Origin of the sequence: Vibrio hannami (assembly GCF_029589055.1) — a bacterium.
Classification (GTDB): Bacteria; Pseudomonadota; Gammaproteobacteria; order Enterobacterales; family Vibrionaceae; genus Vibrio; species Vibrio hannami.
The window spans coordinates 385,358-411,971 of sequence record NZ_JARQZP010000007.1 but is presented as its reverse complement, the minus strand read 5'-3'; the positions used below and the strand labels follow the sequence as shown (position 1 = coordinate 411,971).

General features: G+C 43.7%; 27 protein-coding genes. 5 read left to right on the top strand and 22 right to left on the bottom strand.

What is annotated here, in order from left to right:
• Positions 1 to 2 precede the first annotated feature (2 nt).
• Complete coding sequence (locus P7F88_RS16325) at positions 3 to 1,349, top strand: sigma-54-dependent transcriptional regulator (protein ID WP_277826399.1); 1,347 nt, start codon at positions 3 to 5, stop codon at positions 1,347 to 1,349.
• Between the two features lie 253 nt (positions 1,350 to 1,602).
• On the opposite strand, the gene P7F88_RS16320 is transcribed toward P7F88_RS16325, so the two are convergent.
• The 17 genes from P7F88_RS16320 to P7F88_RS16240 are packed head-to-tail and all read right to left on the bottom strand — an operon-like array spanning position 1,603 to position 16,851.
• A complete protein-coding gene (locus P7F88_RS16320) occupies positions 1,603 to 2,832 on the bottom strand; it encodes a beta-ketoacyl-ACP synthase (RefSeq protein ID WP_277826398.1) in 1,230 nt (409 codons plus the stop codon).
• Positions 2,829 to 3,554 carry a 3-ketoacyl-ACP reductase FabG2 gene (locus P7F88_RS16315; RefSeq protein ID WP_277826397.1) on the bottom strand — a complete coding sequence of 242 codons (726 nt, stop codon included), beginning with the start codon at positions 3,552 to 3,554 and terminating at the stop codon, positions 2,829 to 2,831. Before P7F88_RS16315 ends, P7F88_RS16320 begins: the two co-directional genes overlap by 4 nt.
• Positions 3,551 to 4,012: a hotdog family protein gene (locus P7F88_RS16310; protein ID WP_277826396.1), complete on the bottom strand. Its 462-nt coding sequence runs from the start codon at positions 4,010 to 4,012 to the stop codon at positions 3,551 to 3,553. The genes P7F88_RS16315 and P7F88_RS16310 overlap by 4 nt, the downstream gene beginning before the upstream one ends.
• Complete coding sequence (locus tag P7F88_RS16305) at positions 4,005 to 5,201, bottom strand: beta-ketoacyl-[acyl-carrier-protein] synthase family protein (RefSeq protein ID WP_277826395.1); 1,197 nt, start codon at positions 5,199 to 5,201, stop codon at positions 4,005 to 4,007. The genes P7F88_RS16310 and P7F88_RS16305 overlap by 8 nt, the downstream gene beginning before the upstream one ends.
• Before the next feature lie 21 nt (positions 5,202 to 5,222).
• Positions 5,223 to 5,807 (bottom strand): DUF3261 domain-containing protein, encoded by a 585-nt coding sequence (locus P7F88_RS16300; RefSeq protein WP_277826394.1) that lies wholly within the window; start codon positions 5,805 to 5,807, stop codon positions 5,223 to 5,225.
• 17 nt (positions 5,808 to 5,824) lie between these two features.
• On the bottom strand, positions 5,825 to 8,146 hold the full coding sequence (locus tag P7F88_RS16295) for an MMPL family transporter (RefSeq protein WP_277826393.1): 2,322 nt from the start codon (positions 8,144 to 8,146) through the stop codon (positions 5,825 to 5,827).
• A complete protein-coding gene (locus P7F88_RS16290; RefSeq protein WP_277826392.1) occupies positions 8,121 to 8,747 on the bottom strand; it encodes an outer membrane lipoprotein carrier protein LolA in 627 nt (208 codons plus the stop codon). Before P7F88_RS16290 ends, P7F88_RS16295 begins: the two co-directional genes overlap by 26 nt.
• Positions 8,728 to 9,174, bottom strand: coding sequence for an acyl-CoA thioesterase (locus P7F88_RS16285; RefSeq protein WP_277826391.1), 447 nt, complete (start codon positions 9,172 to 9,174; stop codon positions 8,728 to 8,730). Before P7F88_RS16285 ends, P7F88_RS16290 begins: the two co-directional genes overlap by 20 nt.
• 15 nt (positions 9,175 to 9,189) lie before the next feature.
• Positions 9,190 to 10,734, bottom strand: coding sequence for an HAL/PAL/TAL family ammonia-lyase (locus tag P7F88_RS16280; protein WP_277826390.1), 1,545 nt, complete (start codon positions 10,732 to 10,734; stop codon positions 9,190 to 9,192).
• Positions 10,712 to 12,427: a glycosyltransferase family 2 protein gene (locus P7F88_RS16275; RefSeq protein WP_277826388.1), complete on the bottom strand. Its 1,716-nt coding sequence runs from the start codon at positions 12,425 to 12,427 to the stop codon at positions 10,712 to 10,714. The genes P7F88_RS16280 and P7F88_RS16275 overlap by 23 nt, the downstream gene beginning before the upstream one ends.
• The gene (locus P7F88_RS16270) at positions 12,424 to 12,777 is read right to left on the bottom strand and encodes an ApeI family dehydratase (RefSeq protein ID WP_277826387.1); all 354 of its coding nucleotides are present in this window, start codon (positions 12,775 to 12,777) and stop codon (positions 12,424 to 12,426) included. Before P7F88_RS16270 ends, P7F88_RS16275 begins: the two co-directional genes overlap by 4 nt.
• Positions 12,778 to 12,794: 17 nt before the next feature.
• Positions 12,795 to 14,183 carry an AMP-binding protein gene (locus P7F88_RS16265; protein WP_277826386.1) on the bottom strand — a complete coding sequence of 463 codons (1,389 nt, stop codon included), beginning with the start codon at positions 14,181 to 14,183 and terminating at the stop codon, positions 12,795 to 12,797.
• A complete protein-coding gene (locus tag P7F88_RS16260) occupies positions 14,180 to 14,749 on the bottom strand; it encodes a COG4648 family protein (protein ID WP_277826385.1) in 570 nt (189 codons plus the stop codon). Before P7F88_RS16260 ends, P7F88_RS16265 begins: the two co-directional genes overlap by 4 nt.
• Positions 14,749 to 15,006 carry an acyl carrier protein gene (locus tag P7F88_RS16255; protein WP_277826384.1) on the bottom strand — a complete coding sequence of 86 codons (258 nt, stop codon included), beginning with the start codon at positions 15,004 to 15,006 and terminating at the stop codon, positions 14,749 to 14,751. The genes P7F88_RS16260 and P7F88_RS16255 overlap by 1 nt, the downstream gene beginning before the upstream one ends.
• A 16-nt stretch (positions 15,007 to 15,022) precedes the next feature.
• Positions 15,023 to 15,280 (bottom strand): phosphopantetheine-binding protein, encoded by a 258-nt coding sequence (locus tag P7F88_RS16250; RefSeq protein WP_277826383.1) that lies wholly within the window; start codon positions 15,278 to 15,280, stop codon positions 15,023 to 15,025.
• A gap of 1 nt (position 15,281) precedes the next feature.
• On the bottom strand, positions 15,282 to 16,067 hold the full coding sequence (locus P7F88_RS16245; RefSeq protein ID WP_277826382.1) for a lysophospholipid acyltransferase family protein: 786 nt from the start codon (positions 16,065 to 16,067) through the stop codon (positions 15,282 to 15,284).
• A gap of 25 nt (positions 16,068 to 16,092) precedes the next feature.
• Positions 16,093 to 16,851: a beta-ketoacyl synthase chain length factor gene (locus P7F88_RS16240; RefSeq protein ID WP_277826381.1), complete on the bottom strand. Its 759-nt coding sequence runs from the start codon at positions 16,849 to 16,851 to the stop codon at positions 16,093 to 16,095.
• An 80-nt stretch (positions 16,852 to 16,931) separates the two neighbouring features.
• Here P7F88_RS16240 and P7F88_RS16235 point away from each other — a divergent pair, with 80 nt between their 5' ends.
• The 3 genes from P7F88_RS16235 (at position 16,932) to P7F88_RS16225 (ending at position 19,380) form a co-directional block, all read left to right on the top strand.
• Positions 16,932 to 17,321 (top strand): hypothetical protein, encoded by a 390-nt coding sequence (locus tag P7F88_RS16235; protein WP_277826380.1) that lies wholly within the window; start codon positions 16,932 to 16,934, stop codon positions 17,319 to 17,321.
• Positions 17,322 to 17,370: 49 nt separating this feature from the next.
• Positions 17,371 to 18,438, top strand: coding sequence for a class I SAM-dependent methyltransferase (locus P7F88_RS16230; protein ID WP_277826379.1), 1,068 nt, complete (start codon positions 17,371 to 17,373; stop codon positions 18,436 to 18,438).
• Between the two features lie 144 nt (positions 18,439 to 18,582).
• Positions 18,583 to 19,380, top strand: a complete 798-nt coding sequence (locus tag P7F88_RS16225; protein WP_277826378.1) for an alpha/beta hydrolase — start codon at positions 18,583 to 18,585, stop codon at positions 19,378 to 19,380.
• A gap of 100 nt (positions 19,381 to 19,480) precedes the next feature.
• On the opposite strand, the gene P7F88_RS16220 is transcribed toward P7F88_RS16225, so the two are convergent.
• The 5 genes from P7F88_RS16220 to P7F88_RS16200 all read right to left on the bottom strand — a co-directional run bounded on the left by P7F88_RS16220 (position 19,481) and on the right by P7F88_RS16200 (position 24,976).
• Positions 19,481 to 20,842, bottom strand: a complete 1,362-nt coding sequence (locus P7F88_RS16220) for a TRAP transporter large permease (RefSeq protein ID WP_277826377.1) — start codon at positions 20,840 to 20,842, stop codon at positions 19,481 to 19,483.
• Between the two features lie 3 nt (positions 20,843 to 20,845).
• The gene (locus tag P7F88_RS16215) at positions 20,846 to 21,472 is read right to left on the bottom strand and encodes a TRAP transporter small permease (RefSeq protein WP_277826376.1); all 627 of its coding nucleotides are present in this window, start codon (positions 21,470 to 21,472) and stop codon (positions 20,846 to 20,848) included.
• A gap of 89 nt (positions 21,473 to 21,561) precedes the next feature.
• A complete protein-coding gene (locus P7F88_RS16210; RefSeq protein ID WP_277826375.1) occupies positions 21,562 to 22,557 on the bottom strand; it encodes a TRAP transporter substrate-binding protein in 996 nt (331 codons plus the stop codon).
• Positions 22,558 to 22,785: 228 nt separating this feature from the next.
• The gene (locus tag P7F88_RS16205; RefSeq protein ID WP_277826374.1) at positions 22,786 to 23,220 is read right to left on the bottom strand and encodes a hypothetical protein; all 435 of its coding nucleotides are present in this window, start codon (positions 23,218 to 23,220) and stop codon (positions 22,786 to 22,788) included.
• Between the two features lie 142 nt (positions 23,221 to 23,362).
• Positions 23,363 to 24,976, bottom strand: a complete 1,614-nt coding sequence (locus P7F88_RS16200; RefSeq protein ID WP_277826373.1) for a methyl-accepting chemotaxis protein — start codon at positions 24,974 to 24,976, stop codon at positions 23,363 to 23,365.
• Positions 24,977 to 25,211: 235 nt separating this feature from the next.
• Here P7F88_RS16200 and P7F88_RS16195 point away from each other — a divergent pair, with 235 nt between their 5' ends.
• Positions 25,212 to 26,612 carry a protein adenylyltransferase SelO gene (locus P7F88_RS16195; RefSeq protein ID WP_277829203.1) on the top strand — a complete coding sequence of 467 codons (1,401 nt, stop codon included), beginning with the start codon at positions 25,212 to 25,214 and terminating at the stop codon, positions 26,610 to 26,612.
• Positions 26,613 to 26,614: the final 2 nt, after the last annotated feature.

Below are 26,614 nucleotides of genomic sequence, written 5' to 3'. Positions count from 1 at the left end.
GTATGTGCCAGCTGTATTTTATAGACGATGAACTCGACATGAGAATTGCCTACGAACAGGCATTTGAACTGGCAGACATATCCGCTAGGTTTTTTCCGGACGCAGAAACCGCATTGCTGGACATTAAACAAAACGGTCTGCCTTTGGTTGTAGTTACCGACATATGCCTTCCCGGGATTTCAGGCCAGGACTTACTAAATTCCGTAAAAAGGCTAGACGATGAACTCCCTGTGATTCTTATCACTGGTCATGGTGATATCTCGATGGCTGTGCAATCGATGCATGATGGGGCTTATGACTTTATTGAGAAGCCTTTTTCTACCGACAGGCTCATTGAAACCGTTAATCGTGCGATTGAAAAACGCCAACTGACAGAAGAAAACAAACAGCTGAAACAGGCACTAAAAGCCAAAACCCCTCTTGGCCCAAGAATCATTGGCGAAACAGCGGCGGTAAACGCTTTACGTGACACCATCACCCATATCGCAGACACCCATGCCGATATTCTTCTATTTGGTGAAACAGGGACAGGTAAGGAGCTTATCGCCCGTTCCTTACATGAACAAAGCAGCCGCAGAGAACAAAATTTTGTTGCCGTTAACTGTGGCGCAGTTCCGGAAAACCTGATCGAAAGTGAGTTATACGGTCACGAAAAAGGGGCATTTACCGGAGCAGAAGCCAAACGTATCGGTAAGTTTGAATATGCTCAGGGAGGAACACTTTTTCTTGATGAAATAGAGTCGATGCCAATGCAGGCACAGATAAAATTGCTGCGAGTGTTACAAGAGCGAACCATTGAGCGTGTCGGCTCAAACCAGGCGATTCCACTTGATATAAGGGTTATCGCGGCAACTAAAGTCGATTTAAAACAAGCGGCTGCAGAAGGCACCTTCCGCGAAGATCTTTACTACAGACTTAATATCGTGACTCTCGACTTACCTCCGCTTAGAGAGCGAAAAGAAGATATCCCTGCCCTGTTCCATCATTTTTTGTTGGTCGCGGCAGCCAGATACGGAAAAGCAGCAACCTCACTCTCACAGGCAGATCTACAATTACTGTTAACTCATAGTTGGCCCGGGAATGTACGAGAACTAAGAAATGCTGCCGAACGCTATGTTTTGCTAGGTAAATTGGTTCAGCTTGATGGTAGTGAACAAAGCTCTAATTCTGAAGCAACCACATTGGCTGAACAGGTTGCTGAGTTCGAGCGTTCGGTAATCGAGCAAGCCCTGATCGAGTGTGGCGGAAGTATAAAAGAGACAATGGACAAGCTTAGCCTTGCCCGTAAAACACTCTACGACAAAATGCAGCGATATGAGCTGGATAAAGATAATTACAAGCTAAGCTGAGCCTAAGGACCTCAGGTGAACCATATTAAACAGTTTTTAGATTGGATTTCATGCATATACCCTCATTCCTCACGCTCTGCGTGGGAATGCATTATATATTGAAGTGATGACTGATAAATTCGAGTCTGATATGCATCCCCACGGAGGATCGTGTGGACGAGCGCTCGAACCTATTCGAGCGCGAACAGTGTTTGTGGTTCAGGAACTAGCAGGTTGAGCTGCAACGGTTCAAATTAAACAGGCATCCTTAGAGTTACTGAGCTACTTTCTTAAATATTAGAGAAGTATTTATGCCACCGAAGGCAAAGTTGTTGCTCATGATGTATTCGCAGTTGATCTCTCTGCCTGAATTGGTGATGTAATCCAGGTTTCCGCATCTCTCATCAAGGTTAGTCAAATTTAGCGTAGGGCTAAACCATCCCTGATTCATCATTTCAATACTCAACCAGGCTTCAATCGCGCCACATGCACCTAAGGTGTGTCCGAAATAACTCTTTAATGAACTGATAGGAACACTACCGAAAACACTTTCTGTTGCATTACTCTCAGCGATATCGCCTCTTTCTGTCGCTGTTCCGTGAGCCGATACATAGCCAATTTTATCTGGGCTAAGATTGGCATCTTTTAGAGCAAGCTCCATACAGATCTGCATGGTTTCCTTTTGCGGCTGAGTAACATGGGCAGCATCACAGTTACTCGCAAAGCCAATAAGTTCGGCATAGATATGTGCTCCTCGAGCCACTGCGTGTTCAAACTCTTCCAGCACTAACGTCCCGGCGCCTTCACCGATAACCAATCCGTCGCGGTCTTTATCGTACGGGCTTGGTGTCGATTTAGGGTCGTCGTTCTTAAGGCTCGTTGCAAACAGGGTATCAAAAACGGCTGACTCGGTAGGACACAGCTCTTCTGCACCACCAGCAACCATAACGGTCTGATAGCCGTGCTTTATCGCTTCATAAGCGTATCCAATAGCCTGACTACCCGAAGTACATGCACTACTTGTTGGAATCACTCTCCCTTTTAATCCAAAGAAAAGCCCAACATTGACAGCCGTTGTATGAGGCATCATTTGCACATAGGTAGTTGCTGTAATTGCAGAAGTCGACTTGTCATTCAGCATCACGCCAAACGCGCCGACTGCATCTGTGCTTCCTGTAGATGAACCATAAGCAATGCCCGTTTGCCCGTTGGTCAAAACTTCATTGCCAATTAACCCGCTCTGAACCAGAGCATTTTCTGATGCCAGAGTCGCCAGCTTCGAAACCCTTCCCATAGAACGAATCTTTTTGCGGGTATAATGCTTTGGCAGAGAAAAGTCATCTACCGGAGCCGCCAGCTTAGTGTTTAAGCCATCATACTGCTCATAGTCTGGCATATACTGTGTCGCATTCTCGCAGGCTTGTAGCTTTGGCATAACACTTTCCCAGCTATTACCAAAAGCAGTCACGCCAGACATACCTGTAACAACAACCCTACGATTCATATTAAACCTCCATTAACTGAAATAACCTGCCTTGTGACGTAAGCTGCAATATCTGACATTAGATAACTTGCCAGTCCGGCAACCTCCTCTGGTTTACCCATTCTTCTCAGAGGAACCTGAGGAAGAGCATGCTCTTTCACGTGCTCTTCTATCATGCCCGTATCGATAAGACCCGGAGCAATACAGTTAACGGTTATTTTTCTTTTTGCCAGCTCTAGTGCGAGTGATTTTGTTGCGCCAATAACGCCTGCTTTTGCCGCGCTATAGTTCGTTTGGCCGCGGTTTCCCATTAAACCCGAAACTGAAGCAAGCGTGATGATACGACCACCTTTTCTGGCTTGAACCATAGGCATAACACATGGATGAAGAACGTTATAAAAGCTGTCCAGGTTGGTATGAATCACGCCATCCCACTCTTCTTCGGTCATTGCAGGAAATGCTGTGTCGCGTGTTATTCCAGCGTTATTTACAACGCCGTAATAGGCCCCATGAGTATCAATATCTGATTCAAGAACTTCGCGACATTGTTCCCGGTCAGCGATATCAAACTGAATGATTCGTCCTGATTGTCCAAGAGCTTCTATTTCAGCCAGAGTCTGCTGAGCGCCTTGTTTGTCACCCATATAGTGAACAATTACCTCAAATCCATCTGTTGCCAGCTGAATGGCAATAGCTCTTCCGATGCCTTTACTCGCACCTGTTACCAACACCTGCCTTTTCACTTACCAACCTTCTTCATTTCTTCTAATTTCTCTTCACTCGGCACGTAGACATTAAGCTGACATTGAGCAACTGATTTTCCATCATGCTCAATTCTGCCTGTAAACACTGCCATTCCATTGTCTTCCATCACTTGCTCTGCATAGACATCTAGCAAGCTGCCGCTCTCAAACGCACTGACATCCGTATTATACCGACGGCTTCCTAACAAGAAACCGACCGGGGGCGGATTTTGAACGCGCCATGCATGGTATCCCGACCACGCCGCAATTGTCTGGGCCATAAATTCAATGCCGACATAAGCTGGTATACCATTTGTTTCTTTATCAAAAAACAGATTCGATTCACTCACATCAACCTGACAATGCACCGATGTTTCATCCACGTCGATCAGTCTATCGATAAAAGCCATCGACGCTTCGTGAGGTAATAGGTCTTTTACATCTGGTAAATCAGTCATCTGCATACCCAAAAATCAAACTAATATTGTTTCCACCAAATGCAAAGGAGTTGCTCAGAACCGCCTTTCCATTCAATGGAATACCCTGCTTTACAAATTGCAGAGAAAAATCCTCAAAATGTCCATCATTCAATTGTACTGGCAACGACAAATTGTATTTCAACACATACCAGCAAATGGCTGCTTCAACAGCGCTGGCAGCACCCAGTGTATGCCCGGTTAAAGGCTTAGTTGAACTAACCGGAACCTCATCGGAAAACACACGGTTTATTGCCTTACTCTCCATAGCATCATTTAATGGTGTCGCTGTCCCATGTGCATTGACATAGCCGATGTCACTAGGGGAAAGAGCAGCATCATCAAGAGCTTTCAACATCGCTTCCTCTGCACCTTTTCCTTCAGGGTGAGGAGCAGAAATATGATGTGCATCAGAACTATCCCCTGCCCCGAGAAGCGCAATACTTCCTTCAGACCGAGATAAAGAGAGCAACATTACTGCAGCAGCTTCTCCGATATTGATACCATCCCGATTAATGCTGAACGGATTACAATGCTTATTGGATAGAGCCTCAAGGCCGTTAAAACCGTTTAGTGTCAAGCTGCAAAGACTATCAACACCACCTACGATCACAGCATCCGCCAGCCCTGCTTTCAATAAGCGTTTGGCTGACAAAAAGGCTCTGCCACTTGAAGAACAGGCCGTGGATACACAATAACAGGAGCCAGCCAGACAAAAATACTCTCTGATAAACTCTGCCGGGTTCCCCAACTCTTGTTTGAAGTAGTGATAGTCATGTGGAAACTCCCCTGTATCGAGTTTTTCTTTTAATGCCGCTTCACCATCCGATATGCCTGACGTGCTGGTGCCAATAATGACAGCCACTCTGTCTGAGCCATATTGCTTTATGGCGGCATTGACACTCTCTTCAATCTGAATCACAGCTGAAAGTGCAATTTGGTTGTTGCGGCTATCAAATCTGCTCAAGCTAGCAGGCAGCTGAGGAAGCTCCGATTTTACTCGCCCTACAACTGTTGCTTTGCCGTTATTCAGAACATCTTCAGCCAACTCCATATCAGCACTCTGCTCACCCTTCAGGCGCGCTATCACAGTCTCTTTCTCGCTACCTAAAGCAGAGTTAAAACCACAAGCATTAATGTATACGGGAAATCTTTTTTTAATATTGTCCATCGTGCGCTGCACTCACTACTTCTAATCTAGTGTCGATATCAGAATCGAATAACCATCATGCTGGCTTTCCAGGCGTATGTCTCCCGCCAACATGTCATTAATATCGGAGTAATAGATGGATACCACTTCTTTTTTAGCGGAATCCATTAAAATCCTTTTATCTGACTGTTCGGTTAACTGCCAGTTAGCCTCTGCCAGCCTTGACTCCCATACCTCTTGCGGCCATAAACTGATCATGATATAGAAAAGCACTTGCTTTGGATCGGGTAACTGACCTTCTAGCCCGGGTAATACCTCTGTTACCACTTCACCGGATTGATATTCGAGGCTAAATATTCGGGTTCCCCAGGAAGAAAATCCCGCCAGAACAACTTTTTTGTTCTCTACCTCTAGTTTAACGGGTAACTGCTGAACCTTGCCCTGCCAGTCAACCGTAATCAGCTGATTGACGGAGACCTCTTTTGCCAAATCCTCTGGATCAGGCAACTCAATATAACGACCCCGAGTAACCTGAACCGTGTTATCCGGCGTTTCTGTTACTGACGCACAAGCACATAGCACCGAAAGCAGTGTCATAAGTGTGATACAACGAATAGAGCGAATCATTTTTACGCCAGTTCCTTTTATTTATCTGTTCTGGTCAGTGCCAGTGGTGAAAGAAGCCATGAGACAAAAATACCTGTCAGTATTGTGATACCAAAGCTGTGAATAGCATTGGTGTTACTTAAAGCAAGCAGTCCAAACGATAGAATTGTTGTTATAGCGGATAACGTAATGGCCAGCAGAGTTGTTTTACTCTGGATTTGCTCGGTAAAAAACAGCGTATAGTCGATACCAATACCGAGAATTAAAACCAGTGCCAGAAGATTAAATAGATTAACTGGCACCCCGGTAATACTGCTTACCGCTATTGCGGCGAAACCAGCAATAACAGGAGGCAAAACCATCAATAGACTCTGGGTAAAGCCATAGCGCCAGCCTAATATCAGGCAGATAGAAACAACAGCAACTACCAATAACAAAGTGACGTTGGAACGGTATTCACCAAATAGCTGAGAAATCTCATCGGCTTTGTTCAGATACGTCACCTGATCTATTGTTTCAGCCCAGTCCTTTATCTTCTGGCTGTTTGACACCTTATTAAGTGAAATTAACGCATATTGCTGCTTCTGAACTTCTCCAAGCCACAGAAAGCTTATCGCATCAGATACAGGCGATGATAAGAAATCATTAAGATTAACAGGTGAGAAAGGCTTAACCTGAAAATCAGTCTTTGATAGACCCAAAGCTACTTCTAGATTTGCACCTTCAGCCTGATACAGTGACTCAATATAGGAATGGTTTTCTTGCTGTCGCTTTATGCTTGGGAGATATTGATGAATACTCTGATAGCTTTCCAGTAACCCATCACCCTTAAAGCGATCCAATTGCTGAGATAAAGTCTCCAACTCCTGTAAAAGCGCCTGTTCATCCGATCCGGCAACTAACAACATTTGCTGACTACTCGACAGCCCGGTTAACTGTTGTATCTTTGCTTCCTGTTGTTTTAACGCATCAGGCATCGCCTGTAGCTGCCGGATATCGTCGTTGTAAGTCGTCTTTCCAAGCAAAATCAGCGAAACAACCGCTATTGTTAGCGGAAAACCGAATCTGAATTTTTTAGATGCCCATAAAGCAAGCCATTTTGTCCATAATCCTTCCCCTGGCAGCTTACCAGTACCAGAAGGCTTTCTGGCGAGAACCGGATACCAGCAGACCACAGTCAAGTAGGAAGAAATCAAACCAACACTTGAAAATACCGACAATTGCTGCAATCCGGGGAACGGAGCAACAAGCAACCCAAGGTATCCAATCAGGCTAGTAATCAGCCCTAAGGTAATAGCACCAAAGACATGTTTCAGTGCTTCACCAGCATTCCACTCTCTTCCTGCCACCAGTCGCTCTGTCAGGTAGTGGAAGGAGTAATCAATCGACACCCCTATCAGGCTGGCACCAAAAACCAGGCTAAACAGATGGACCTTATCGAATATCAGCAAAGAGACAGAAAGCGCACAAATAAACCCGGCAGAAATGGAAACCAGAGCCAGAGTTAGAGGCAATGCACTTCGGTAAATGGTCAAAAACAGAACCAAAACACCAACAAGAGAGCCTAAACCAATTGTACTGATTTCCGATTTAGCGCTATCTGTACCAAATGAAGCATAGAACAGGGCTCCGGTATGAATCGCACTCACGCCAAACTTATCCGTCAAATCGTGTTCCAACTGATTCAGGTAAGGCACTTGCTCCTGAGCAGTAAAGTTATAGGGTGACGACTTAAGCTCAGCCACGATTAGAAGGTGCCACTCACCTTGTGCATTCTGCACCAGATAACCATCGTCGGCTTTAAACTTGCCAGCAAGAGACGAGAGATAGGCGATATAATCCCGGTGGAGAAGGAAAGGGTCGACGCTTAGTTCGGCACCTGTCACCCCTAAAAAAGGGTTATAGATTGACTGAACGACATGAGCAGTCTGAACCTTAGGGTCAGACTTAAGTGTCGATCTTTGTTCTTCAGTTAATAACTGAAAACGATTCTCGAAATAGAACTTTGCCCACTCCTTTTGAGTCGCTTCAGGTATTTGGGCTGTTACTTGTTCAAAAATAGCCAGTGCTGAAAGCTGACTGGAAAACCATTCTGCAGAATCATATAAAGAAGCCTTATCCGAATCTGATAGCACAAAGATAACTTTATTACTGACACTGTCAGCAATCTTGTCAAAGGCCTCCTGCGCTACCGGATCCTGTCGGTTTTCTGGTAGCAGCGCTAATACATCGGTCTCAATAAAAGGCTTTTCCTGCCAAAGCGTATTGCGCAGCAATAAAGCTGAGAAGATAAGAAACGCAACAAGCCAAAGGCGTGAAAGCGCCCTGCTGCCATCAGAGCTGGAAAGCCAGTTTTTCATTATCACTTAGCTCATCAGGAACATGGTTCTGGTTGCTGAAGTTAATGGTGGTTACATCACCCCTAACCTCATTTAATTTTATTGAGTTGATATAGTCAGAGCCGGAAATCTCAATTGACGTAAAGACCTTATCGATTGGGGCTTTTAACGGAACAAGTTCCATTTTCCAGGACTCATTTTCCGAATTAAAGATCAATTTAAATTGGCTCTTTAACTGTTCAGTATCTCCCTGAAATAGACCAAGAAAAAGATGGCTGAAATAAAACGCCATTGGATTCTCGTCAGAAGTCATTACCTGAGCATCCTGCTCGCCGAACTTCTGACTTAATTTATCTTCCGTTAGAACAAGAGATATTACAAAAGGCTGTTTCTGCCCCCAGAGCAATCCATACTCTTTGGCAACGGTAAACTCTCCTGTAGAAACCAGAGGCTTCTTAAACATTTCAAGCTCTCGAACCTGTTCAAAATCACCACGGACAACAGGATGGGAAGAGAGATGTTGCTGAACCTCTTCCATGCTTTTAGCAAACAGATTAGGGGAGACAATAAGAGCCAGAAAAAACCAGACTCCAGCGATTACGTTAGTCTTTAAGTTTGCCATGCTCGAACCAGTACTCAACTTTATCTGTAAAAACTTTTGGAGAAGCAAAACACATCTCCTCGGTAGTCATATCAACGGCAACCTGAGTAGTATGAGCTTTAGTCATTCTCGCTCCATTACCGTTATCGAATATCTGAAAATCAACCCGAAGCCTGTTTTCCCACTCCACCAGTTTTGCAGTCACGCGAATCTCATGATGAAACGGTATCGGCTTTATGTACTTCACTCTGGTATCAATAACCGGCCACGCATAGCCGGAGCTATTCATTTCACGATAGCCGTAATTGATTTTATCCAGCAGAATACGTCGTGCTTCTTCAAAGAAACGAAAATAGTTGCCGTGGTAAACCACTCCCATAGGGTCAGCGTCCTGAAAAGAGGGCTTAAGCACCACTTCCGTTTCTAGTTCAAATCGATGACTACTCATTATTTGTTCCCGACCTTAGTAGAGTTTCCAGTACTGTTTCTGGATCAGTTCAACGATATGGCGAAGGTCACCTTCCAGCGGTCTGTCTTCTTCAACAAACTGGAACTCTTTCTGCAGTTCTTGCTGCATTCGCTTAAGATCACCACTCATATGCTCTTCGTTCAATTGTTCTTGTCTCTTACGTAGCTCTATTGCCTGACAAGCCGCAAGTAAAGATGCTGCTGCAACCTGTTCTGTCAGCTCCAAGACTCGTATGCAATCTCTTGAAGCGATAGTCCCCATGCTTACCTTATCCTGATTATGGCACTCAGTAGAGCGTGAAAAGACACTCGCTGGCATGGTGTTTTTCAAAGCCTCTGCCGTCCATGCAGAAATACCAATCTGAACCGCTTTAAAACCGTGATTGATTGGTTTGCGCTCCCCTTGAGCCCCGGTGAGGTTAAACGGCAATCCATTGTTGAACTTATAGTCCATCAATTGTGCCATCTGGCGATCCAGTAGATCCGCGATATTCGCCACAGCCGTTTTGAGCGTGTCCATTGCCATTGCGATATGACCACCATAGAAGTGTCCGCCATGAAGTACTCGCTCATTATCTCCATCGATAATCGGGTTGTCATTTGCGCTGTTCAGTTCGTTCTCTATAAGCTGTCGCAGCCATGGCAGGCTATCCTGAAGCACACCAATGACATGAGGGGCGCAGCGAAGAGAATATCTGTCCTGAAGCCTGTCACTGTTTCGAGGTGGTCGTTCTGCTTCAAGATCGCTTCTTAGCCAGGAAGCAATCTGTTGCTGACCCGGATGAGGCTTCACTGCAAACAGAGCCTCATCAAAATGGAAGTCATTACCTTGCATCCCTACAGAAACCATTGCGGTAATTTTTGTCGCTACCTGAGCAAGATACTCTGCACGCTTATAGGCCAGGCAAGCTAAAGCCGTCATTACCGAGGTGCCGTTCATCAACGCCAACCCTTCTTTAGGCTTCAGTTTTATCGGTGAGATACCTAGCTCTTTGAAAACACTTTCTGTCGGGTGAATTTCCCCTTTGTACAGAACATCACGCTCACCAATAAGCGCGGCAGCCAGATAAGATAGAGGTGTCAAATCACCACTCGCACCCACTGAGCCTTCCTGAGGAATTCTTGGAGAGATATCGTTATTTATTAGTGTAACGAGCTGATTAAGCAGTTCATGGGAAACGCCTGATACTCCCTGTGACAACGAACACAATCTGGTAGCCAGTACAGCCCTTGCCTGCTCATGTGTCAGAATATCACCCAGCCCACAGCCGTGAAAGCGGGTAAGATGAAGAGGAAGTTCATCGACTAACTCCGGTGGGATCGCAACAGTACATGAATCACCATATCCGGTAGTGACACCATATATTACGCCCTCTTCTTTCAATAACTTCTCAAGAAAGGCGACACCACGGTCAATTTTAGTGGTAAATGCCTCTGAGTCATTCAGGTGTGCCTGAGCGCCCTGAGAAATGGCGACGACATCTTCTATGCTTAGTCGTTCTGCGCCAAACTGAATACTATTCTTTGTTGTGCTTGTCATTGTTATTGTTACTTAATTTCCAAAAATTAAAAAAGTTATACCACTGCAACGGAGCTTCTAATACATAGTGCTGTAAACGCATCGCGTATTGCTGAACATAGCCTTGAAGAGCGGATTCGCGATTCCCTCTGGGTAACTCTAGTTTGTCCGCAAACTTTTCAAAATAGACGTTGAAGTGCGGCTGTGGTCTGGATTCATCCCTTAAACCAAAGATCAAGAATACGGGTGCTTTTAATGCTGATGCCAGCAAGAAAGGGCCCTGAGGAAACGGCGCTGGTTCTCCCAGAAAATCCGCCCAGACAACCCTCTGTTCCTGCGTGGTTGAGGTTCTGTCCCCAACAATCACTATCCATTCGCCCAGCTCGAGTTTTTGCTGTAGCAGAATCGCGGTATCCGGTCCGATAGTCTGTACCTGAATTAAGTTAATATCAGAGTCAGGGTTTACTGCTTTCATTACCGTATTAAAGTGCTCTGCATGCTCGGTAAATACCAGCGCGTTAATTTTAAGATTCGTGTGCTTTCGACTTAACGCTCTGCATAACTCCAGATTTCCGTGATGCGAACCAAGCAGGATGATGCCTTGCATTTGGGTAATAACATCATCAAAAATATGTTCACCGGACAAGGTAAGGTGCTGATACTGTATATCCCCTTTCCATGCAGCCAGTTTATCAAGCATGGATTTGCCAAAAGAGACAAAGTGGTTATACGCCGACAGCTCTCCCGGCAAGGTCAAACCCTGATTTTCACCATAGCGCTTCACTTTAGATAGATAGTCCTGAGAATGCGTTCGAGACTCTTTGCCTGTCATGTAGTAGTAAGACATCACTAGCTTCAACACCAGGTTGAACACCGTTCTTCCCAACACAGAATATAGAAACAGTAGTGTCTTAATGCCTAATACACTGCCCTTCTCTGCCATGGTAGACCAGTGTTTCTGTTCGGTTTTTTGAGTCTTATGTGTCGATAACTTTCGCCATAGTAGCTTCGGTATTCTAGGAAGCATGCCAAAGAAGAGTTTGGTATGCATTTTACTGATCGTGAGGTTATCTTTTAGCACATCAAAATGGGAAAGGCCGTCTTCAGGATAAATCACCCTGATATCGACAAAATCAATGTCGACCCCTTCCCAGTACATGCGCACCATAATTTCAGTATCGAAATCCATCCTTGTTCCGATATTGCACTTATCCAGTGTCTCTATGGTTTTTTCAATCGGATATGAGCGGGACCCGCACATGCTGTCTTTGATGCTTAATGACAGAGTTTCAATCCATACCCATACATGTGTTATGTAGCGCCCATACAGTCGGGAGCTGGGTACAGAGTCATCGTAAAGTGGTTTCCCTGAAATGAGTTTATCTGGTTCTGATTGTGATTTTTCAACCAGTTTCGGAAGAGATTCTAAATCATGCTGTCCGTCAGCATCTATTTGAATACCGTGGGTAAACCCTTGAGAACCGGCATATCGAATGCCTTCGATAACCGCGCCACCTTTGCCCTGGTTCTCCGGTAGAGAGAGAAGCGTCATATCCTCAGAGTCTAACTGACGCAGAATTCTTTTGGTTTCATCATCACTACCATCATCCACCAGAATAATAGGCATTCCAAAAGGCTTGAGTAGCTCAAGTACTTTAGGAACCATCGGGCCATGGTTATAGCAAGGAATGATAATGCAGGGGTTAAAACTCATTGGCTGTCACCAAGTTTTATCTTGCCAGATGCATGCACCAGCTCCTGGTTAAAATACTTAAATTGCAGCTTTGAGTGTTCTTTATCCCAGTTAAGCTCCAGGCTAACCAGGCTATCGGGTAAAATGGGTTGCTGAAATTTAATCACTTCCATCCCGGCAAATTCTTGATGAACACCTAATACTTGCTTCGCAAAATACATCACCCAGTCAATTTGAGTCACACCGGGAAGCAAAGCAAATGAAGGAAAGTGTCCAGTAAAATCTAAAATATCGCGATCAACCTTTAGCTCTAATATTGCTTTGGTATTTTCACAGTGTTGAGAAATAACTGTTGGTTTTCGCTTTGCCATCGTCATTGTATCCATTGTTATTGATGGTTAAACAGTGCGCTTAATTCTGTATTAAGGCGCTTGCCCTGGCTATTTACCGGAATAGATTCTACAAATCGGAAACGCTTTGGTATAGCGACAGGCTCAAGCCATGCTCTGAGGTGGTTACGCAACTCAATACCAAATTTGCCCTTGCCCAAAGTAGCCAAACGTTCCTGCCCAGCAGGAGTTAAAACGATAACCGCCGCTATTATAACGCGCTCTTCGGTAGTGATGGTTACAGCCGCAACCTCTTCAACGTCATCAAGGGAGTGAAGTCGTCTTTCAATTTCGTCAATTGAGACTCTTTTCTCTTCTATCTTAATAACTCTGTCGACTCTTCCATGCAATATAAATTGATGATTATCCAAAAGGGTGCACTTATCGGTCGTCTGATACCATTCATTCTGATCAATATGCGGAGCCAAAAGCGCGATACAACCATTGTTGTCAAGACGAGCAGATACCTCTGGGAACAGCTTCCAACAAGCAGACTCGGACTTCTGTTGTCGATAGCCTATCCCACCAGTTTCTGTGCTGCCAAAGACCTCGAAAGGTAAACTTCCCAGCAGCATTTCACATTGAGAGGCTGCTAATTGACTTAAGGGCCCCCCCGAAGAAAACACCGCTCTATATCCTTGTTCTGGCTTCTGCCCCATCAGGGAAGATAGTCTCTTCAATAGCGCAGGGCTGCTAATTAATACTGCATCGTCAGCAGAGCAATTAACGACCTGTTCTGGATACTCAAGGTTATTCCTGTCAAACGAACGTTTTGTCACCAGCGGGTAGAGCAGACGAAAAAGTAAGCCGTAAATATGTTGATGGGAAACCGTACTATATACACGGGTATCAGTAATAGTGTCTCCCCATACCTGATGCTGCTGACGCAGCTCTTCTTCAAAGTGGTATAACGTTTTTCTTATTGCCTTTGGAGTGCCGCTAGAGCCCGATGTGAATAGCGTAATATTTGTTTGTTGCGCATTCAGCTCTTGCAATACCTCTTCTTCACCAGAAAGATATGACGCATCTTCAAGATCTAAACTTACCTTGAAATCATTAGAAGCTATAGCCGAGTCATGAATAATCGCATCGAACTGCGAAGATAGTTCCAGTAGGGCTGCGGGCTGATAATTGCCTGGGAGGATAATTTCTTTATTACTATGCGACAAAGCAAAAAACGCCACCGCGAACAGGTAGCTATCTTTTGCACACAGAGCCCATTTTGCTTCAGGAGCGCGCTCAAGCACACAAGCCAAAGAAGCTACTTGCTTTCGGAACACACTCCAAGACACATCACCTCGTTCAGAAAAGGCAACTGTATACTCTTCTGCGCTATTATCCGTTAATAGGTTGGAGAATGGATGAAATTCCGCTGATATTTGATTCATACTTTACTGCTGTTATTATTTTGCATCCGAATTCTAACCAGATATTCGATGCCAAAGAGTGTTCCCATCGCAATATAGCTTATTAAGCCATTATAAAGTGTCCATACCTCAATACTAAGAAAGCATGTCGTAAGCGCAATCAGACCATTTATGACAAAAAAGAAGCACCAAACTTTGGTAACATTTCGGGTATATATAACCCCACTTTCTGGCAGTTTAGGATCCTGTATCCTGGCAAGTCTCTCTATGATGCTTTGCTTCTGCTTTAAGCTAGAGAAAAACATTAAGAACATGCAGATGTTGACGACAACCGGATAGAAAGTCAGCCAACCCGCCTGATTAAAAACAAAACTGAGCGCCAGTAAAAAAATACCAACACTGCCTGTAATCAAGGCTAAATGCTTTAGTTCAGAGAGCTTAGATTTTTTTCCGGCAAAGATGCGAACGACAAACAGGGCTATCAGGAAAAGGGCTACTGACTGGAGACCAAACTTTTCTATTCCAAAATAAACTGCGAAAGGGTAAGCCAATAAAAGGATTGCTGACAAAGCAGCCAGCAATCTCATTAGTTAGCCTTCAATAGATCGTATACCGAATCGACGACATCCTGAACAGTACGGACGGCTTTGAACTCGTCAGGTTTGATTTTTTTACCTGTAACATTCTGAAGGTGAACGACCAAATCAACAGCATCAATGCTGTCTAGATCAAGATCCTGATATAGGTGTGCGGAAGGCACTATGTCATCAGCATCTATTTCAAACAGTTCTACCAATGCGTCCTGAACCTGCTTCAACACACTTTCTTTTGTAATATCCGACATAATACTAAACCAATAATTAACGTGTTTGAGACGAGATAAAAGTAGCCAGGCTTGATACCGATGCAAAGTGCTCTCTGGTTTTACTGTCATCAGAGTCTATAACCACATCGTATTTTTTCTTTATAGCCAAACCTAGTTCCAATGCATCGATAGAGTCCAGACCCAGGCCATCACCAAAAAGTGGTGCATCTGTTTCAATATCATCAGCACTCATATCTTCCAGGTTTAAAGCTTCGATGATCAGATTTTTTATTTCGTTATGTAATACTTCCACACTAACCTACTTTTTCCATACTGTGTTTTTCGTTAACTTCATGACATAAAATGTCTTCGAGGTGAGTATTTAACTTCCTCGCTGCAGCAGTAAGGTTGTTGCTGCCTTGAATAAATGGTTCAACCTCAATTCTACCTTTTACTTCAACGTGAAAGAAGGGTTTCTTCGAGGGGACCTGATACCATTTTGATTCTTTGGTCAAAAATGCGGGTTGAACCGTAATATTAATCACACGTATATCGGTGTTTGTTCGCACTGCTATCTGGGCTGCGCCCCTTTGGAGCTTAGATTTTACCCCTGGAGTGGTTCTTGTTCCTTCAGGGAAAATAAGCAACACATTTCCATCTCCAAGCCTGCTGGAACACGTCGCGATAAGATCATCAGGGTCTTTGTTCGGGATATACCCAGCAGATTGAACAATTTTCTTTATAAACGGGTTATCCCACAATGCCGCCTTAACCAGACAGTCACACTGTTTCAACTGAGAAGCGATCAATACGTAATCAATTAAACTGGGGTGATTGGCAACTATCAGACAACCCTTGTCTTCCTTAAGAATCTCAGCTCCGGTTATTTTGTAATCGATGGCACGAGTTGCCTTCATTATTTTGCAAAATAAATTAAAGCAGAACCGAATTAACCGCTGAACCTTGAGTTCACTATGCTTTTTATTAGGGGTTACCAACCGGATTACGGGGATAAAAATAAAACTGAGTACTAATCCGCCTAAACCAAACAGGAAAAAGCAAAACCCTGTACTAAATATTCGCCAATATTTAAATAACATCTGACTACATCCTACAGCCTGGATATCAAACTAAGCCTTTCCATTCCCATTGATAGCTACCAGACTCAATTTGCCACTCTTTCTTACCCTGCAAAATGCGCTTCAGTACACTGACTGACTGCGGTAATGTTTCAGGCATTTCTGTAGCTGCGCGATTAGCCGTTAAACCAAAACTTTTTGAAGTATCAGAATCAGAGCCAGCAGCTGATAACAAGAAGCCCAGAGCATACCCACTAAACTGTTTGGTCTCATATTCATTGTATATTTCTGGGAGTGGTTCATCAAAATCAATAACTAACACTCGCTTGTCAGGATATTCTGAAATATAGGCATAAGCTTCGATAAGTGCCTGATGGAATGTATCTTCCCCTGCGGCAATCGAAGTAACGGGAATTGCTTGTTTTGTCGCAATGGTCGTTAAGCCTGCTGCCGTATTATGCACCGATTGAGAAAAAGCCATTGGCGAGGCTTCATCACCGGACAGAATCGCTTTCAATAATTCAACGGTTCTTGGTAACTCACCGTGTCGACTTGAAAAAATCAAATAGTCCACGTCGTAGTCTGAAAGCAAGTGTATCGCAACCTGAGTGGCCAGTTTACTTAATGAGCTCATTCTCCTGCGCATCATAGGCGGAATTAAATTAACCGGAATAGTACTTTCGCTGTTAATTTCATTTGAATCAGCCCATCGACACCACGCATCTTTCTTAGTCAACCCTTCAGATAATGCGAACCATTGCTCGATAGCAAAATTGAATTTGAAGTTTAGATTCTTTTTAGACATAACCTGTTGATTTTTTTCTAGCCGCCTGAATACTACTCACGATTTATTAACCAACGTCAATAACAATGAGGCTTATTTATATGAAGTTTATAAAAATTATCACTTTATTCTTAGCTTTCGTACTTGCAGGCTGTAATAAAGTGCAACCTATCATGAACATTGAAGATACTCCAGTAGCATATGAGTTAACTCAGCAAGAAGTTAAGCAAGCAATAGTAAGAGCTGCAGAATCTCGTAAGTGGATTGTTAAAGATGTAAGCAGCAATGAACTAAAAGCTGAAGTCTTTGTTCGTACTCACCATGCCGTTATCAAAATCCCTTACAACTCTACCCACTACTCTTTGATTTATGCGGATTCTTCAAACCTTCTTCATGAAGGCGACAATATCCACCGTAACTACAACAAATGGATCACGCTTCTGAATGAAAGCATCAGAAGAGAACTTGGTATTATCAGCAACTCGAAGTAACTCATTTTTATACATATACATTTATCACCAGACGTAGTTAGGTTTACCAGTGACACAATATAAACAAGATCCATTTAATGCCTTTGAGGCAAAAACTGAAGCGCAGAAGCTCTCATTTGCTCCAGTTGTTTTCCATACAGCACGCACACTGAGAGACTTGAACATACTCGAGGCTCTTGATAAAGCTGGGAGTAACGGGCTGAGCGCAGAAGAAATATCAGAGCAAACCGATGTCTCAGTATACGGCGTGAAAGTGTTACTTGATATGGCACTTAGCGCTCATATTGTTCTCTGGAAAAAACCTAATTACGTCTTAGCAAACCTTGGTCATTTCTTGCTCCATGATGGAATGACCAACGCCAATTTAGATTTCACTGCCGATGTCTGCTACGCGGCTATGATGCACCTGACAGAAGCAATTAAAGAAGGCACTCCGGCGGGACTAAAAGAGCTGGGAGACTGGGAAACCATTTATCAGGGACTATCCCAATTACCTGAAAAGGCAAAACAAAGCTGGTTTGCTTTTGACCACTTCTACTCAGACCGTTCATTCCCTGTATTACTTGAAACTGTGTTCAAAGAAAAGCCTGGTTCGCTGGTCGATATTGGCGGAAACACAGGGAAATGGGCAATTCAATGCTGTAACTATGACAAGGATGTAAAAGTCACCATTGTTGACCTGCCTCAGCAGCTAGAGATGGCAAAAAAGAATGCTGAAGAGAATGGATTCTCAGACCGAATTTCAGGTTACCCGGCGAATATGCTGGATAAATCTCAAACCCTTCCTGAGGGTGCTGATGTTTGGTGGATGAGCCAGTTTCTGGATTGTTTTTCTCCAATGGAGATTCTAAATATACTCAAGAAAGTCCGTCAGACCATGAAACAAGATGCGACAGTGTATATTCTGGAGCTATTCTGGGATGCACAGAAATATGAAGCGGCATCTTATAGCCTGAACGCAACATCTCTGTATTTCACCTGCCTAGCAAATGGTAATAGCCGTTTTTACCGTAGTGAAGACTTCCTGGAGATCGTTCGTGAGGCAGGGTTTGCAGTAGAAAAGCATACTGACAATATTGGCCTAGGACATACCCTGCTAACGCTAAAAGCAAATTAACTCCCTCCCAAAAGCATACACCTCCAATACCAACCAATTACGCTGGTTGGTATTGACCTTATATCTCTCCACCAATTAAAAACTGCTAAGCTTAATACATGAAGCACCGGATGCGAGTTGCTCATGAGACACTTCTGTATCTTGATGATTACTTTAGTTATTAGTATGGGGTGTGCAAACAGCGTTTTTTACTCATCTCCAGACAAAAAAACTTATGGAGAAGGATTACAATGGCTACAGTCTGACTCAGGAAACCAATTAGCATTTAGGTGGTATAAACCTGAAAATGCCAGCAAGGGCATTATTGTGCATTTTCACGGTAATAGCTCTGATCTCGACTCTGCGAGTGAAAAAGTGAGTTGGTTGAAAAACTATGGTTATGATGTCTTTGTTTTCGATTACTCTGGCTTTGGCTACTCAGCGGGAAAGGCCAAAGACTATATTCTTCATCAGGATGCGCTATCTGTTCTAGGTTACGTCGATAATGTTAGGAAACAGCAGCAAAAGCCTGTTTATGTTATTTCAACTTCAACTGGTGCAAATGTATTCTTGAGGGCCTGGATAGAACATCCATTACCTGTAGATGGAGTACTGCTTGACTCTGCGTATAGCAGCTATATCGATATCGCGTCCTACACTCTAAAGCAATCCTCTACCGGCTTCCTGTATGCCTGGCTTTCACCACTGTTTATTCGAGACAAGTACTCGATATCATCAATAGATACACCCTTGCCGTCTTCCCATTTTCTGATCGCTCACTGCATAGAGGACAGAGTGGTATCGGTAAATTACAGTCGCGATATTTTTAACGCAGTTTCAGGAAACAAACAGTTACTGTTATTGAGTGGTTGTCGCCATGCCCAAGCCTTCACCAACAAACACCCTGAATATCAAGATAAGTTAATTCATTGGCTAAAAAACATCGAGTTTAGAAAGTATTAGGTAGCGATAAAAAAGTCTCCTGAACATCAAATCATGATCAGGAGACAAGATTGCACTTGGCAAGTTAAGGGGCAACTTATCTCTAGGGGAGGTGAGAAAGTTACTTCGTTATTATCTCAGGTCCCATGAGGGTTGTTGGCATCCAGGTAGATACCCAAGGAACATAAGTTACGATTAACAGGAACAGGAACATAACCGCTACCCAAGGAAGTGCCGCTTTCACTACATTTATCATCGACATCTTCGCAACACCTGCCGTTACAAACAGGTTGAGCCCCACTGGCGGCGTGATCATTCCTATCTCCATGTTCACGACCATGATGATACCCAGGTGAATCGGATCAATACCCAGAGCAATCGCAATTGGGAATACTAATGGTGCAACGATAATCAGCAGACCTGAAGGCTCCATAAACTGACCACCGATAAGCAGCAGAACGTTCACAACAATCAGGAAGGTGATAGGCCCAAGCCCTGCGGATAGCATCGACTCTGTAATCATCTGCGGAATGCGCTCTTCAGTAAGCACATGCTTAAGAATCAGCGCGTTCGCAATGATAAACAGCAGCATAATCGTCAGCTTGCCCGCTTCAAATAGCGTTGCATGAGTGTCTTTATGCACAAAGGTTTGCACCGCTTTTACTATCCACGGTTTGGTATTATTTTTGTCCGCAAATGGCCCCATATCTTTATAGACAAAGTTTGCGATAAAGAAAGAGTACACTGCTGCAACTGCGGCGGCTTCGGTAGGGGTGAAAATACCGCCATAGATACCACCCAGAATTATCACCACAAGCAATAATCCCCAGCTCGCATCTTTTGCGGCTGCAATAGCTTCCGGCCAACCCACAAATGGCTGTTTTGGCAGATTCTTAATACGTGCTGCGATGTATATAGCAATCATCAACATCAGGCCAGCTAGCAAACCTGGTATTACACCACCAAGGAACATACGGCCAACCGAAACGTCTGTAGCTGCTGCATATACCACCATTACGATAGAAGGTGGAATCAAAATACCCAGAGTACCCGCATTACAGATAACACCGGCAGCGAACTCTTTGGAGTAGCCGTTTTTCACCATGCCTGCAATAACAATACTACCGATTGCCACAACCGTAGCCGGTGATGAACCAGAAAGTGCTGCGAACATCATACAGGCAACAACCGATGCCATCGCCAGACCACCACGGAACCAGCCGACCATTGCTATTGCAAAGCGGATAATACGCTTAGCTACACCGCCGGTAGACATAAAGCTGGACGCAAGAATAAAGAATGGAATCGCCAACAGCGTATAGTGACCAGCAAACGCATTAAATAGCGTTTGTGCTACCGAAGCTAATGAAGCATCAGAGTGCAGTAGCAAGAAAAAGATACTCGACAAACCAAGGGACACCGCAATTGGCACCCCAATCAGCATAAAGCCAATCACCATCAGAAAGAGAAATAAAATCGCCATCTGTTAGTCCTCCTTCTGCATTTCTTGTTTAAAGGCTTCTAGATCTTCTTCAGCCTCATGGCTGGCAATCAAGCGATCCAGTTTTCCGGTAACTATTTGATACGCCGCCTGGGCAAATCTAAATGTCAGCATAGCCATACCAATTGGCAGAGCTGCATACGGAATAAAACGAGGTAGCTTCTCGTATCGCTCGCCTTCATTTAGCCAATCAGATAGGAACTGCAGCATCTCCGGCATAGGAATATCATCGGTTTCATACCACGCTCTTTCCGTAACGAACGGATACCAGTAGTTCCAGGAACCGATAAGCAGCAGTATGGAAAATATAAGACAAAGGGTAACTGCTATGATGGCGTAGATTTTCTGAAGTCCTGCAGGAGCCATGTTGATCACAACATCCACACCAATATGAAAGTGACGTTTAACGCCATAAGAAGCCCCGACCAATATCATCCAGGCAAACATAAATACAGTAAGCTCCAGGGCCCAAAGAATGTTGTCGTTTAGTACATAACGAAAAACAACATTGGTAAAAGTAAGAAGTGTCATTAATCCTAAGAAGCCAGCAATTAAGGTTTCTTCGATCAAATCAGTCACTCTACCGACTTTTGAAAAAAATGACTGTTCCATATAAAGACTCGTAAAGTAGGAATTAAGGTAACGATTATTATGTTTTTCTTACTCCCCTCCGGATATGAAGGGGAGTGTTTCTGAAAGGGTTACTTGTTCGATGCAAGAGCTGCATCAATTAGATCTGAACCGATATCTTTCTCAAACTTTTTCCACACAGGCTGAAGAGCTGCAACCCATGCCTGGCGCTGTTCTGGCGTAAGAGAACGTACAACACCACCAGCCTCTATAATGTTTTGCTTGTTACCCTCGTTTACTTTTGCAGACTCGGAGTTACGTGTTTCAGTAACTTCCATTACGATCTTCGCCAGCTGATCACGCACATCTGGTGCCAGTCCATCCCAGAACTTGTTCGACGTAACCACAAGGTAATCAAGAATGCCGTGATTGGTTTCAGTTACCCCATCCTGGACTTCGAAGAACTTCTTACCATAGATATTTGACCAGGTATTTTCCTGACCATCGATAACCTTAGTTTGCAGGCCACCATATACCTCTTTAAAAGACATTTTCTGAGGGTTTGCACCTAGTTGTTCAAACTGTGCAACCAGTACGTCTGATGCTTGTACACGGAACTTCAGACCTTCTGCATCTGTAGGTAATAGCAGAGGCTTGTTCGCTGACATCTGCTTCATACCGTTATGCCAAAATGCCAAACCTTTCAGACCACGACGTTTCATCGCGTTCTTCAGTTTTTCACCAGACTCAGAGTTTTGGAAACGGTCAACTGCTTCAACATCTTCAAACAGGAATGGAAGGTCAAAAATGCGGTATTTCTTAGTGATTTTTTCGAACTTAGACAGAGACGGAGCCCCCATCTGCACATCACCATTTAAAAGGGCTTCCAGTACCTTGTCATCATCATAAAGCGTTGAGTTTGGGAACACCTGCATGCAGGCTTTACCATTCATCTCTTCGTTAACACGTTTCTCTAGCAGGGATGCCGCAATACCTTTTGGGTGTTTATCGGCATTGGTTACATGGCTGAACTTGATGACAACTTCACCAGGATCACAGTTCGCAGCGGCATTAAAACTCGTTAGAGCAAGAGCGGATACAGATAGTAGAGCAAGTGGCTTGAACATTTTTATTCTCCTTTAGATATTCACAGCCCCATCTATGGGTGCTGTATGAACTCTATAGAGCAATAGATATGCCAAAACGCCACAATACATTAACAAACCAGCAACCTAAAGGGCTGTAGGCTGTTTTACTTAATAATAGCTGAAAGGATGTACATCATAATGGGTGGGAAATGACACATTGAATCAAGTTAAATGCGTCATTTGTTACACATAGGTAACATTTTATTTCTATCTAGATGATAGCTCTTCAGAATAATCAATAGTAACCAGAGCTTCTGGATCAAACAGATCTTCTATCTCTTCTTTTGAAGGCATATAAACACCTACAACCAGGTTCATCGCAACGCAATAGTAATGAGCTATCTCTCTCCAATTGCTATGGTTTTTGAGTTGATGCTTGAATCCTTCATACAGGAAATCACGATATTTCGTTAATTTTGTACGAGAACCATTATCTTCGAGCAACATACGTTCTACTAAAACAAGAGAAGCTATTATATCTCGCGGTTTGGAAGGCAATTTTTTTGAAAGCTCATCAATAATAGAAAAAAACTCCGGGTATGAGCTCACTGTATCCATCGCTGCACGCTTGTCCATACCAAGCATTTCCAACGTGACACTTACACCTGCCATACAACGCTTCTTTCTATAAAAAGCCAACATATAATTTCCCCGAAATAATAATGAGTTCAAATATTAAACCGGTTAGACAGATGTAAGTGTTAGGTTATTGTCAGTTTAACAACAGTAGTCACATTTAATTATTAAACTAAAACTCATTCACCCCTTTCCTAACGCTTCGCCTTTACTTCCCGTTCGAGTTCCCTAAATCAAAATCACTCAACTGTGCCTGTAGGTGTAAGGCATTCTCATTCATCTTTGTGACCTTCACCTGAAGCATTTCCGCTTCATTTTCTGTTTCTGTCGCATGGTCACTGATGTTCTCGATGTTGCGACTCATTTCATGGGCAACCAGAGCCTGTTCTTCCGCAGCCGTTGCTATTTGCATACTCATATCATTGATATGGTTCATGCTTTCTGCAACCTGAGCAAATATTTCCCGCGAAGAAGCGACCTTCTCAAGAGCCTGTTGAGCTTCTTCGTTATTTGACTCAATCGTTGAGGCAGAGTGCTGAATACCACTGGATAAGTTATCCAGCATAGTTCTAATTTCCTGTGTCGCTTCCTGAGTTCTTGATGCGAGGCCTCTTACTTCATCTGCAACGACAGCAAACCCTCTGCCTGCTTCACCTGCACGCGCTGCTTCTATCGCGGCATTTAGTGCTAAGAGGTTGGTTTGATCAGCGATACCACTAATCACATCGGTAATTTGGCTGATCTGCTCACTATCTGCTGATAACTGGTTAATTTGCTCTGTGGTTTTGGTTAACTCTTCAGAAAACACTTGCATTGATTGCAGTGCATCGGTCACAACGGCATCTCCGTCGGTGACTGTGGATTGCGCACTATTTGTTGTGTCTGAAGATTGTTGCGCATTGCCAGACACTTCCTCTACCGTTGCACTCATCTCTGTCATCGCAGTTGCGACCTGAGTTGTCGTTGATGCCTGGCTTTTCATATGACCTAACATCTCATGACTGCTTGCAGAAAGATGGTCAACAGAAACAATTAAATCCTGGGTAGATTCAATTACTTGCCCAAGAATCGTTTTGCTTCGAGCCTGCAAGAGCTTCACGGCCATTATGGTACGACCCACTTCGTCCTCACGGTCTGAGTTAATGGGCTGGGTGTAGTCTCCTCCGGCCATGTCCCGCATAAAGAAGCGTACTTCATCAATTGGAGCCAACACGTGTGACAGGAACTTCCAGCATGTAAACACCACACTTAGCATTGCAATGACAATCATGCTAACGCTGAACAAGTTTGATTGATTGAGGTTGGAAATCAGTACCAGTAATAGTGAAAGCAGTGAAACAGCGGTAGTGGTTAAAAACGTCGCTTTTAACGATATTCGTTTGTGTAAGGGAGGCTTAGGCAGTTTCAGGGATTCATTCTGACGAAGCTTTGCATACAACTTCTCTGCGTCTGCAACCTGTTGTCTGGTTGGCTCAGAACGTACGGATTGATAGCCTACAACCTGTCCGCCTTTTAATACCGGAGTTACGAATGCACTTACCCAGTAGTGATCCCCATTTTTACAACGGTTCTTTACTATCCCTTTCCAGCCGATACCAGAACGTACTGTGCTCCACAAATCCTCAAACGCGGCTTTAGGCATGTCCGGATGGCGAACAATATTGTGATCAGCGCCTATCAGCTCTTCTTCCGTGAAACCACTGATTTCAAGAAATGCACCATTAACATATTTAATTTTGCCATCTAGATCTGTCACTGAGACTAAATCTTCAGGTGTTCTGAATTTTTGTTCTTTTTGCGTAACTGGCTGATTATTTCTCATGGTGATACTCGGACTCCTACAACAGAAAATCGACCGCAACCCGATCTATTTTAATAACAAATATAATGCATTTACGTTAATGATTGCTTACATTTAACTCAAAACTTTTAACCTTACCCTGTATAAAAAAGTATATCGGCTTGTATACTGTTTTCTTAAATAATTGTTACAAATTGTGAAATAACCTTATATTTTTAATGGAAATTTCACTTATAAGGATGTTGATTTGAAGCTAGTGCACTCATACAGAAAGCTAGGTACCGAATTTTTCCAACAAGTAGACCCAGAGCCTGTTCCTGGCCCAGAGCTATTTTTGTGGAATGATCCACTGGCACAAAGCCTGTCATTGCCTGCCGACTTACAAAATAACGCCTCTGAATACTTTTCTGGAAATCAACGTTTATATAACTCAATACCTATCGCTCAGGCTTATGCTGGTCATCAATTTGGTCATTACAATCCACAACTTGGTGATGGTAGAGCACACCTGCTCGGCGAGCTAGAAATAAGCAGCGGTGGTTTAGTTGATATTCAGTTAAAAGGCTCTGGAAGGACTCGCTTTTCCCGCAGAGGAGATGGTAAGTGTGCGCTGGGCCCAGCCATACGTGAGTATGTGATGAGCGAAGCTCTAAACGCGTTGAAAGTCCCGACTGCCAGAACCTTAGCGGTAGTAAAGACAGGAGAGTCACTGTTGCGAACAGGGCCTGAACCCGGTGCCGTTGTAACCCGTGTAGCCAGCAGCCATATCCGAGTAGGAACGTTTCAGTATCATGCTCAATCGGGCAATATCGATAATCTACGCCGCTTAACTAACTACACCATCGAGCGCCACTTTCCAGAAATTGACACCAACGCCCCCGATTACGTCATAACGTTCATCAGAGCCGTTATCGCAAAACAAGTCACCTTAATTACCGAATGGATGCGTATCGGATTTATCCACGGTGTGATGAATACAGATAATACGGCTATTTCAGGAGAAACAATTGACTACGGGCCCTGTGCAATGGTGGGATCCTATGATCCTAGAACGGTATATAGCTCAATAGACACTCAGGGAAGGTATTGTTTTGGTAATCAACCAGCCATTATGCAGTGGAATATGACTCGTTTTGCCGAAAGCTTGTTGCCACTTATCGCTTCCGATACTTCTTCTTCGGTCAAGGTAGTTGAGCCACTTATTGATGAGATAACAGAACTTTACTATAGCCAGTTCTACCAAATGATGGCCAACAAACTCGGGCTCCGAGAAGTAGATAAAGAAGTCACAGATCAGCTTTTAACTATCATGGAAACAAATAAGCTGGATTACACACAAACCTTTATTGATTTAATGCATTCAGTGAATGAACCCGGCACTATCAACCCGGAACTTGCTGGCTGGCATACCCACTGGTTAACGCGACTAGATAAAATCTCGCTTGAAAGAATGAAGCAAGCTAACCCCTTAGTCATCCCTCGTAACCATCACGTAGAACGGGTTATAGAAGAATGTATTACACTTGATAAACCTGATAGTGCCAACGAACTTCTGTCTGTACTGCGGCATCCATACACAATGTCTGAAAACACCAGGAAATATCAGGATCTACCTGAAGATGGCGACCGTTATTACCAAACATTCTGTGGAACCTAACA